This window comes from Pseudomonas sp. 22072 (assembly GCF_052046095.1).
Lineage (GTDB): Bacteria > Pseudomonadota > Gammaproteobacteria > Pseudomonadales > Pseudomonadaceae > Aquipseudomonas > Aquipseudomonas paracarnis.
Genome location: NZ_JBQEQE010000021.1, coordinates 89613 through 99819 on the forward strand (window position 1 = coordinate 89613; position 10207 = coordinate 99819).

General features: G+C 59.8%; 11 protein-coding genes. 5 read left to right on the forward strand and 6 right to left on the reverse strand.

Features of this window, described 5'->3' with window-relative positions; translation table 11 throughout:
* Positions 1 to 6: 6 nt before the first annotated feature.
* On the reverse strand, positions 7 to 711 hold the full coding sequence (locus ACTJLA_RS20375; protein WP_254914269.1) for an NADPH-dependent F420 reductase: 705 nt from the start codon (positions 709 to 711) through the stop codon (positions 7 to 9).
* Positions 712 to 777: 66 nt separating this feature from the next.
* Between ACTJLA_RS20375 and ACTJLA_RS20380 the strand changes: the two genes are divergently transcribed.
* On the forward strand, positions 778 to 1674 hold the full coding sequence (locus tag ACTJLA_RS20380; protein WP_054919813.1) for a LysR family transcriptional regulator: 897 nt from the start codon (positions 778 to 780) through the stop codon (positions 1672 to 1674).
* Positions 1675 to 1866: 192 nt separating this feature from the next.
* Entirely contained in the window at positions 1867 to 2196 is a 330-nt protein-coding gene (locus ACTJLA_RS20385) for a YXWGXW repeat-containing protein (RefSeq protein ID WP_054920036.1), read from the forward strand.
* 136 nt (positions 2197 to 2332) lie between these two features.
* Here ACTJLA_RS20385 and ACTJLA_RS20390 read toward each other — a convergent pair whose 3' ends face one another.
* The 4 genes from ACTJLA_RS20390 to ACTJLA_RS20405 all read right to left on the reverse strand — a co-directional run bounded on the left by ACTJLA_RS20390 (position 2333) and on the right by ACTJLA_RS20405 (position 5501).
* The gene (locus ACTJLA_RS20390; protein ID WP_054898630.1) at positions 2333 to 2728 is read right to left on the reverse strand and encodes a PIN domain-containing protein; all 396 of its coding nucleotides are present in this window, start codon (positions 2726 to 2728) and stop codon (positions 2333 to 2335) included.
* The gene (locus tag ACTJLA_RS20395; RefSeq protein ID WP_032892812.1) at positions 2725 to 2982 is read right to left on the reverse strand and encodes an AbrB/MazE/SpoVT family DNA-binding domain-containing protein; all 258 of its coding nucleotides are present in this window, start codon (positions 2980 to 2982) and stop codon (positions 2725 to 2727) included. Before ACTJLA_RS20395 ends, ACTJLA_RS20390 begins: the two co-directional genes overlap by 4 nt.
* A 172-nt stretch (positions 2983 to 3154) precedes the next feature.
* Positions 3155 to 4528 (reverse strand): nucleotide 5'-monophosphate nucleosidase PpnN, encoded by a 1374-nt coding sequence (ppnN, locus tag ACTJLA_RS20400; protein ID WP_032892811.1) that lies wholly within the window; start codon positions 4526 to 4528, stop codon positions 3155 to 3157.
* Positions 4529 to 4676: 148 nt separating this feature from the next.
* A complete protein-coding gene (locus ACTJLA_RS20405; protein WP_032900476.1) occupies positions 4677 to 5501 on the reverse strand; it encodes an aspartyl/asparaginyl beta-hydroxylase domain-containing protein in 825 nt (274 codons plus the stop codon).
* A gap of 276 nt (positions 5502 to 5777) precedes the next feature.
* Here ACTJLA_RS20405 and fabV point away from each other — a divergent pair, with 276 nt between their 5' ends.
* Both fabV and ACTJLA_RS20415 read left to right on the forward strand, forming a co-directional pair.
* The gene (gene fabV / locus ACTJLA_RS20410; protein WP_054898637.1) at positions 5778 to 6971 is read left to right on the forward strand and encodes an enoyl-ACP reductase FabV; all 1194 of its coding nucleotides are present in this window, start codon (positions 5778 to 5780) and stop codon (positions 6969 to 6971) included.
* Between the two features lie 305 nt (positions 6972 to 7276).
* Positions 7277 to 7900, forward strand: coding sequence for an HAD family hydrolase (locus ACTJLA_RS20415; protein ID WP_054919808.1), 624 nt, complete (start codon positions 7277 to 7279; stop codon positions 7898 to 7900).
* Here ACTJLA_RS20415 and ACTJLA_RS20420 read toward each other — a convergent pair.
* Positions 7897 to 8802, reverse strand: coding sequence for a LysR family transcriptional regulator (locus ACTJLA_RS20420; RefSeq protein WP_054919799.1), 906 nt, complete (start codon positions 8800 to 8802; stop codon positions 7897 to 7899). The two genes, ACTJLA_RS20415 and ACTJLA_RS20420, sit on opposite strands and share 4 nt — an antisense overlap.
* 102 nt (positions 8803 to 8904) lie before the next feature.
* Here ACTJLA_RS20420 and ACTJLA_RS20425 point away from each other — a divergent pair, with 102 nt between their 5' ends.
* The gene (locus ACTJLA_RS20425; RefSeq protein ID WP_054919797.1) at positions 8905 to 10074 is read left to right on the forward strand and encodes an aspartate aminotransferase family protein; all 1170 of its coding nucleotides are present in this window, start codon (positions 8905 to 8907) and stop codon (positions 10072 to 10074) included.
* Positions 10075 to 10207 lie beyond the last annotated feature (133 nt).

Consider the following 10207-nt stretch of genomic DNA (forward strand, 5'->3'; position numbering starts at 1 on the left):
AAATGTTCAGGAGAGCGGCGGGTGTCGCTCCACCGGGGGCAGCTCAACCGCACGCTCGGCCGCCGCCAGCGCAGCCTTCAAGCCAGCCTGGTCCAGGCGCACGCAGTACGCCGGTTTGGCCCGCTCGAATCGCCAGCTTTCATCCAGCTCACCAGCGTCGACGGCATCGAACCCCAACTCATCGAGCAGCTGGGTCACGACGGCCTTCGCGGTGGCGTCATCCGCCGCGACGGGCAGCGCCCGCCGATCAGGTGCACCGTGAGGGCGGGCGTCTTGCGTCAGGTCGGGGGCGAAGATCGCGTTAAACACTTTCACCACGTGTGAATGTGTCAAATGGTCGGCCAGCAAGCGGCTGGTAGTCGTTTCAAAGCGGTCCAGCTCTGGGATATGCCCATCGCGGTCGGGGTAGTAATTGTTGGCATCCATCACCGTTTTACCCTCCAGCCATTGCGCGGGCACGCTGCGGTAGTGTTGAAAGGGAATCGCCACTAGCACCACATCGCCGAACCGTGCGGCATCGTCTGCGCTGCCAACTTGCACACCGAGTATGCCGCTTACCACGCTGCTCATGGTGTGCGGGCCGCGGGAATTGCTCAGCATCACCTCATGCCCGGCGGCCAAGGCCAGTTGTGCCACAGCACGCCCAATGAAACCTGCTCCAATTACGCCAATCTTCATGTGCTTGCTCCGATGGAAGTACGAAGTGGCTATGATGATTGGCAACCATTTGGTGATAAATCGCAGTTGTGGCGCGGCTGTTGTTACTAGGGGTAGGGAATGATGGATCGTTTATCAAGCATGAATGCCTTTGTGATGGCTGCTGAGCTCGGTTCCTACGTGCGTGCCGCTGAGCGCTTGAATATGTCACCGCAAATGGTGGCCAAGCATGTCACCGCCTTGGAACAACGCTTGGGCGCGCGCTTGCTTAACCGTACTACGCGAAGGCAAAGCCTTACGGAGTTGGGGAGCGCTTACTACGAACGTTGCAAGCACATCCTGACGGAGACTAAGGCGGCGGATTCCCTTGCGCAAATCATGAACGACACCCCGCGTGGCAAGCTGAAAATCACCGCTCCGGTGACGTTCGGCTCCTACAGCCTGATGCCGTTGATCACCGGATTCTTGCGTGACAACCCGGATGTGCAAATCGATCTGCACCTTACGGATCGTTTCGTCGACCTGGTAGAGGAGGGCTATGAGGCGGCCTTTCGTATCGGCCCCTTGGGGACCACTGGCCTGACCGCCCGGCCGCTGGCGCCGTATCGCCTGGTTGTCTGTGCGGCACCGTCCTATTTGCAGGCGCGGGGCACACCGATGACGCCGGCAGACCTTGAGCATCACGAATGCCTGGGCTATGCCTTCTGGTCGCGCCCGGCAGATCGTGAATGGGTGTTTTACCAAGGTGCGGTCCCGCACAGGGTGCAGGTAAGCAGCCGTTTGCAGATCAACGAAAGCAGGGCGCTGATGTCGGCGGCGCTGGATGGTTTCGGTATCGTGCTCGGCCCTGAAGACTTCTTGCGCAGGGCACTGGCCGAGGGCCAGTTAGTGCGGGTGCTGCCGGACTTTGACGCGCCAAGTCGATCAATGCATTTGGTCTACACCGCGAATCGGCAGCGCACGGCTAAGTTGCGGCGGTTTGTCGACGCCGTATTACAACGTTTTGGCTCGGTTTAAACGCGCGAGCTCTCTCACCTGTTCATGCAGATGCAGCGCCAGCAGTGCCCGTTCGACTTGAGGCCGGTGGGTTCAGCAATCTGACAGACATTTCCTGTTAAAAATAATCAAAGCCCATGCAGGAGCCCGGCTGGAATAAAGGCGGATTACTTTCTGATGCAGGTGCAGGGCGTTCGCGCCCGAGGGTTTTGTATGTTGTTACGTTATGCAGCATTGGCCGCCATGGTGGTGGCGGCGTCCGGGTGTGTACAAGAGCGTGTAGTACATGAACGCAGGCCGGTGCAACGTGAGTATGTTGAGGTGGTGGCGCCGCAGCCGCCTCCGGTGCAGGTGATAGAAGTCGAACCGGCGGTACGCGAGGGTTATATCTGGTCACGCGGTTACTGGCGTTGGGAAGGCGGGCGCTATGTGGCGGTGCACGGCCATTGGGAGCCGGTGCGCCAGGGCTATCGTTATGTACACCCGCATTGGGTGCAGCGTAATGATGGCTACCATTGGCAGGTCGGTGGCTGGGTTCGCTGACCAAACCTCCTCACCCTTTCCTCTGTAGGAGCGAGCTTGCTCGCGAAAAACGTCAACGGTTACGCGGGCATTCAGGTTGCGCGCGGTGCCTGTGAGTTTTTCGCGAGCAAGCTCGCTCCTACACAAACAAAGCGGGCTAGCCGAGCCGTTTCATTCCCGCTGCCTTGGCCGCGTTCAGATCAAAGGTGGCGGTGTACTCGCACCCCGCCGCATGGCCACAGCGTTCAACCAGGCAGTCGGCAAAGTCGGCTTTGCCTGCGCTGAACTTGCGCAATGCCTGCCAGATGATATCGGCGTGCTCGACGGTCAGTTCCCGCGTGTGCAACAAGGTTTCCAACACCATCACCACCTCGCTTTTGGCCGACTGGTAGCAGGACTGCAACACCCACACCAGCTCCGTAAGCGTCACCAGACTGACAAAGCCTGGCGAGGTGGCGGTGAGCGATTCGATGAGCTGGGACGCCTTGGCTGATTGAACCGGGTCGTCCTGGGTCACGTAACGCACCAGCACGTTGGTATCCAGGCCGATCATCCAGCTGTTGCTCCCTGGGCCGCGATGGCGCGGTTCATGTCTTCGATAGACACGGCATGGGCAGGCTTGCGGATCAAACCCTTGAGGTCCTTGACGGTTTTGCTCGCGGCAATCATGGAAAACTTGCCGTCTTCCATTTCGACGAATTCCACCCGGTCGCCTGTTTCCAGGCCCAGGGCTGTCCTGACCTGGACTGGGATGGTGATTTGCCCTTTTGAAGTGAGTGTGGCGGTGGCCATAGTGAAGATCTCCATCGTGATATTCCTTACCTTAAGGTAAGGAATGACGGAGGACAATATCCGTTGGTCCATAGGTCGCTCGCTGAGGTGAATGAGTCGGAATAGTAAAACCCTAGTCCGAACTCTTGTTCCTCACACGCGTTGCTATGTCCCAAACGAATACAAACTATGACCGACCGCCGCTGGCTTATTGCACCACGCGATAGCACGGCACATACGCCGCTCCGCCCGGAAGTTTCATGCGGTGCTGGGCCACGAACGCCTTCAATAATTCATCCAACGGTTTCATGATCGCCGGGTCGCCGTGGATCTCATACGGGCCGTTCTCCTCGATCAGGCGAATACCCTTGTCTTTGACGTTACCCGCCACGATCCCCGAGAACGCCCGGCGCAGGTTGGCCGCCAGTTCATGGGCCGGCAGCGCGTGGTTGAGTTGCAGGCTGGCCATGTTTTCGTGGGTGGGGTCGAACGGGCGCTGGAAGCCTTCGTCGATCTTCAGCAGCCAGTTGAAGTGGAACGCGTCGTTACGCTCGCGGCGGAATTGCTTCACCGCCTTGAGGCCGGTGGTCATCTGGCGGGCCACTTCAGCCGGGTCGTCGATGATGATCTGGTAATGCTTCTGCGCCGCTTCGCCCAAGGTGGCGCCGACGAACGCGTGCAATTGTTCCAGGTAAGGCGCGGCATGTTTCGGCCCGGTGAGCACCACCGGGAACGGCAGGTCGCGGTTGTCCGGGTGCATGAGGATGCCGAGCAGGTACAGGAACTCCTCGGCCGTGCCGGCGCCGCCGGGGAAGATGATGATGCCGTGGCCCACACGCACGAAGGCTTCCAGGCGCTTTTCGATGTCCGGCAAAATCACCAGCTCGTTGACGATGGGGTTCGGCGCTTCGGCAGCGATGATGCCTGGTTCGGTCAAGCCCAGGTAACGGCCATTGGTGATGCGCTGCTTGGCGTGGGAAATGGTTGCGCCCTTCATCGGGCCTTTCATCACGCCGGGGCCGCAACCGGTGCACACGTCGAGGCTGCGCAGGCCCAGTTCGTGCCCGACTTTCTTGGTGTATTTGTATTCTTCGGTGTTGATCGAATGGCCGCCCCAGCACACCACGATCTTCGGCTCGACACCCGGGCGCAGCGTACGGGCGTTACGCAGCAGGTGGAACACGTAATCGGTGATGCCTTGGGAGTTGCTCAGGTCGATACGCTGGCTGTCCAGCTCGTTCTCGGTGTAGACGATGTCGCGCAGGGCGCTGAACAGCATTTCGCGGGTGCTGGCAATCATTTCGCCATCGACGAAGGCATCGGCGGGGGCGTTGAGTAGTTCCAGGCGTACGCCGCGGTCCTGCTGGTGAATACGCACTTCAAAGTCTTTGTAGGCGTCGAGGATGGTCTTGGCGTTGTCGATATGCGCGCCGGTATTGAGAATCGCCAGGGCGCATTGGCGGAACAGGGTGTAGATGCTGCCGGTACCGGCTTCGCTCAGTTGCTGCACTTCACGTTGGGACAGGGTTTCGAGGCTGCCCTTGGGGCTGACGGAGGCGTTGATGACTTGACGTTGGGGCATTCTGATTCCTTGAAAGCATAGCCACCGCGCCCGCTAGGGGGCGATGGCTTGAGAATGGTGAGCGCCAATTAAGGTCGCACGAGACGGTTATTTACCTCAGGCGCAAGGCCCAGCGCAAATGCCGTCCAACACCATCATGCCGCAGAACTTACTGAATCAGCTTCCAGTTTTTGTAGAAAACCCGACGCAGGGTAAAGACCAGGCCGGCAAACCCTGCGATCACGGCGTTGAGCACCGAGGGCAGCAGGGTCGGGCGCACAATATCAATGAACAGGCAGTAGCGTTTGGCGTCGTTTTTGTTGAAGGAGGCGTGCATCAGCGTGTCATCGAAGATAAACAGCGGGTCGTCGTGCCAGTAGTGCTTGTGCTTGCCCACCTGGATGTACACGCCCTCATGGTGCGGTGCCGGCGCCATGTTGTAGAGCACACGGAACATCATGCGCAGGGGGCCGAAGTGGAACGAGGTCGAGCGGTTCTCGTTGAACACCGAGACGCCGATGGTTTTCACGAACGGCAGTTTCTTGCGCAGCTGCGGGATATCCAGGGTGGTTTCGATCGGGCGACCGTACCACTGGAAGAACAACATGCCGCGTTTCTTCTCGGCCATGCGCTCGTCCAGGTAGCTGATGATTTCATCCTTGCGGGCCATGGCGTCGTCGATCACCTGTTGCAGGTCTTCGCGCCAGGCCGGTGGCAGGTCGTTCATGGTGTAGACATGCCGGTTGCGGCTGCTGAGCAGGTCGAGCAGGGTGTTGAACGGTGCCAGCACCCAGGTATTACGACCGTTGCCGATAAAATACTTCTTGATGGTGTCGCGGTCGTACAGGCCGTTACGCAGGAAGTCATAAACGCCGCAGCACACCACCAACAGCAGAAACACCAGGCAACTGCGCGGGAAACAATAGATCAATAGCAGAACGCCGAGTACCCACGCCAGGGACACCAGCTTCTTGCCGACAGCATTTTTGCTCATGAAACGAGGCTCCAAAGCCGAAACATATTGAAACAATCTCGTCATCATAGGGGTTTATGGGGCCGGCAGGCGTTTTTAAATAGGGTGAAATTGTGAAGCTGCTGCACAATTTGTAACCGTTGCCGTGCAGGCTCCGACGTTTTGTGGATTGAATTTTGAGAACAGAAGATTTGCGACTATCGTGACGCTTCGGTTTTTCAGGCGTCATAGACCGGTACGATTGAAGTTGAATGGCCACTATTGGCCTTCGGCACCTTGGAAGAGGCAGAAATTTTTATGATCATCAAACCGCGGGTTCGTGGCTTTATCTGTGTGACCGCTCACCCTGTTGGCTGTGAAGCGAACGTCAAAGAGCAGATCGACTACGTAACCAAAAATGGCGTCATCGAGGGCGGCCCTAAAAAGGTACTGGTCCTCGGTGCCTCCACCGGCTACGGCCTGGCCGCGCGCATCAGTGCTGCGTTTGGCTGCGGCGCCGACACCCTGGGCGTGTTTTTTGAGAAAGAAGGCGAAGAAGGCAAGCTGAGCTCCGCCGGCTGGTACAACAGCGCGGCGTTCGAGAAGTTTGCCGTGGAAAAAGGTCTGTACGCCAAGAGCATCAACGGCGACGCGTTCTCCGACGAGATCAAGCGCCTGACCATCGAGACCATCAAGAAAGACCTCGGCAAGATCGACCTGGTGGTCTACAGCCTGGCTGCGCCACGCCGTACCGACCCGCAAGGCGTGGTGCACACCTCCACCCTCAAGCCAATCGGCAAGGCCGTGACCCTGCGCGGGATCAACACCGACAAGGGCGTGGTGGTCGACACCACGCTTGAGCCTGCGACCCAGGAAGAAATCGACGGTACCGTGAAGGTCATGGGCGGCGAAGACTGGCAGCTGTGGATCGACGCCCTGCGTGACGCCGATGTATTGGCCGAAGGCGCCAAGACCACCGCGTTCACCTATCTCGGTGAGAAGCTGACCCAGGACATCTACTGGAACGGCTCCATCGGCGAAGCCAAGAAAGACCTGGACAAGAAAGTTTTGACTCTGCGCGAGAACCTCGCTGCGCTCAAGGGCGACGCCCGTGTGTCGGTGCTCAAGGCCGTGGTCACCCAGGCCAGCTCGGCGATCCCGATCATGCCGCTGTACCTGTCGCTGCTGTTCAAGGTGATGAAAGAGCAGGGCACCCATGAAGGCTGCATCGAGCAGGTCTACGGCCTGTTCAAGGACAGCCTGTACGGCAGCGAGCCGAAACTCGACGCCGATGGCCGCCTGCGTGCCGACCTGGCCGAGCTGGAGCCGAAGGTCCAGGATGCCGTGGCCGCGCTGTGGAACCAGGTGACCGACGACAACGTCAACGAGATCAGCGATTTTGCCGGTTACAAGGCCGAGTTCCTGCGCTTGTTTGGCTTTGAGGTCGACGGCGTGGATTACGACGCGGATGTGAACCCGACCGTCAAAATCAACGGCCTGATCCAGGCTTAAAACGCGGTAAAAAATGTGGGAGCGGGCTTGCCCTGATGCCAGTCAGTTAACGCAAATCCCCTGTGGGAGCGGGCTTGCCCGCGAAGGCGGTGTGTCAGTCGCAGCATCTGAGGCTGTACGACCGCTTTCGCAGGCAAGCCAGCTCCCACATTTGATCTTCGTTGTTTTGAGCATTGCGTTCGCTCAATGAGGCCATGCCTCCTCCCACCTGTCTTTTCAGACACTTCTTACATCTCGGCGGCCGCCTCCCTCTTTCAGATCTGTCAGACTCCAGCAGCTATCAAGCCACGCTAACGGAGGATCTGATGACGATTCGTGCAGTAGTTTTTGATTTCGGCGGTGTCCTGTTCGACTGGAGCCCGCAGCACCTGTACCGCAAGCTGATTGCCGACGACGTCGAGCGCCAGTGGTTCCTCGACACCATCTGTACCCAGGACTGGAACACCGAGCAAGATGCCGGGCGCTCCCTGGCTGAAGCCACCTGCACCCTGGTTGCCCAATACCCCGAACACACGACCCTGATCCAGGCTTATTACGAGCGCTGGCCCGAAATGCTGCGGGCTGAATTACCCGAGGGCGTGGCGATTCTCGAAGCGTTGCATCAGGTTGAGATGCCGCTGTTCGGGCTCACCAACTGGTCATCTGAAACCTTCCCTTACGCCCGGGCCAACTATCCATTCCTCACGCGTTTTCGCGACATTCTGGTGTCCGGCGAGGTGAAGTTGATCAAGCCTGACCCGGCGATCTACCACGCCAGCCTCACCCAAGTGCGTGCGCACCTGCCGGATGTCCAGGCCAGTGAAGTGGTGTTTATCGACGACGTCGCCGGCAACATCGAGGCTGCCATTGCGTTGGGCTGGCAGGGCATTCATCACGTATCGGCCGAGCGCACCGCTGCGCGTTTGCGTGAGTTGGGCGTGGCGTTCTAGCGCGCCCATTTCTCCATTACAAAGTCGACGAACGCCCGCAGCTTGGGCAGGCGGTAGCGGTCTTGGCGATACATCAGGTGCATGGGGCGGCTGGGCAGTTTATAGGTGGTCAGCAAGGCCACCAGCTTGCCGCTCTCCAGGTCCGGTTGCACCAGGGCATCGGCCAACATGCTGATGCCCATGCCGTTGATGGCGGCCTGGCGCAAGCCTTGGGAGCTGTTGATGGTCAATGAGCCAGACACCGGCACCTCCACTTCACCTTCATCGCCGGTCATGCGCCAGAGTTTATCGGTATCGCGCCAGTTGTCGTTCGCGGGGTAGGCGAATGCCAGGCAGTCATGCTGCTGCAGGTCATCCGGGGTGTGCGGTGTGCCGCGTCGCGCCAGGTAGGCAGGGGAGGCGCAAAGGGTAAGGGTATAGGCCTGCAGAGGCCGGGCGATCAGGCTGGAGCTTTCCAGTTCGCCGAGACGGATCGCCACGTCAAAACCGCTGTCGACCAGGTCCATGCGCTCATTGCTCATCACCACGTACAGGTCGATAAGTGGGTAGCGCTGGGAAAACTCACTCAAGGCCGGCACCAGGCGTTCGGTGCCGAACACCGGGGGCGCGGTTATGCGCAGGCTGCCTTTGGGGGTTTCGCTGTGGACCTGCTCGGCCAGCAGCTCGGAGTCGGCCACCAGCCCCAGCACTTCCAGGCAGCGCTGATAATACTGCCCGCCAAATTCGGTGAGGTTTTGTTTGCGCGTGGTGCGTTTGAGCAAGCTGACGCCAAGCCGTTGTTCCAGCGCTCGCAGATGGTTGCCCACCATGGTGGTCGAAATCCCGCATTCCTGCGCGGCGGCGGTCATGCTGCCGGTCTCGACGACTTTCACGTACACCGACATTGCCTGGAACAGATCCATTATCAAGCCCTGGTTTAAAGTTATTGCAGCAATTCTGCGTTTATCCAGCGAGGGTGGTTAACCATACTTGATCCACCCCAACGATGCACTGGAGCCGCCACCATGACCGCCGCCTGCCTGATGAGCACTTATCAACCCCTGGCCCTGAGCTTCACCCGCGGCCTGGGCACGCGCCTGTGGGACCAACAGGGCCGCGAATACCTGGACGCCGTGGCCGGCGTGGCGGTGACCAATGTTGGTCATTCCCACCCCAGGTTAGTGGCGGCCATCAGCGAACAGGCCGGCTTGCTGCTGCACACCTCCAACCTCTACAGCATCGACTGGCAACAACAATTGGCCCGGCGCCTGGCCCAACTGTCCGGGCTGGACCGCGCGTTCTTCAACAATTCCGGCGCCGAGGCCAACGAGACGGCGCTGAAGCTGGCGCGTTTGCATGGCTGGAAAAAAGGCATCGAACAGCCGTTGGTGGTCGTGATGGAGAACGCCTTCCACGGCCGCACGCTAGGCACCATGGCTGCCAGCGACGGGCCTTCGGTGCGCCTGGGGTTCCAGCGATTGCCCGGCGATTTCATCAAGATTGGGTTTGGCGACATGGCGGCTCTGGAGGCGGTCACCGCGCAGTTCGGTACACGCATCGCGGCGGTACTGCTTGAACCAATCCAAGGTGAAAGTGGTGTGTTGGTGGCGCCACCAGGCTACCTGAAAGCCATGCGCGATCACTGCACGCGCCACGGCTGGCTGATGATGCTCGACGAAATCCAGACCGGCATCGGGCGCACCGGCACCTGGTTTGCTTTCCAGCACGAAGGCATCGTGCCGGACGTGATGACCCTGGCCAAAGGCCTGGGCAATGGCGTGCCCATCGGCGCCTGCCTGGCCCGCGCTGCCGTCGCTGAGCTGTTCACCCCAGGCAGCCATGGCAGCACCTTTGGCGGCAACCCGCTGGCGTGTCGCGTCGGGTGTACGGTGCTGGAGATTATCCAGGAGCAAGGCTTGCTCGAGAACGCTGCGTGCCAGGGAGAACACTTACTGGCGCGGTTGCGGATGGAGTTGGAGGAACATCCGCAGGTGCGGGCGATTCGTGGCAAGGGCTTGATGATCGGCATTGAACTGGCCAGCCCTTACCGCGACCTGGCCCAACGGGCAGCGCAGGAGCATGGGCTGTTGATCAACGTCACGCGGGGCAAGGTCATTCGCCTGTTGCCGCCACTGACGCTGGAGCGCAAGGAAGTGGAGATGATCGTGCGAGCCATCACCCGCCTACTGGACTGAAAGACGATGCTCGTTCCCACGCTCTGCGTGGGAACGCCTCCTGTGACGCTCTGCGTCACGCGTTAAGAGCGGACGCGGAGCGTCCAGGGCAGCATTCCCACGCAGAGCGTGGGAACGATCAGCAGCGTGGGAG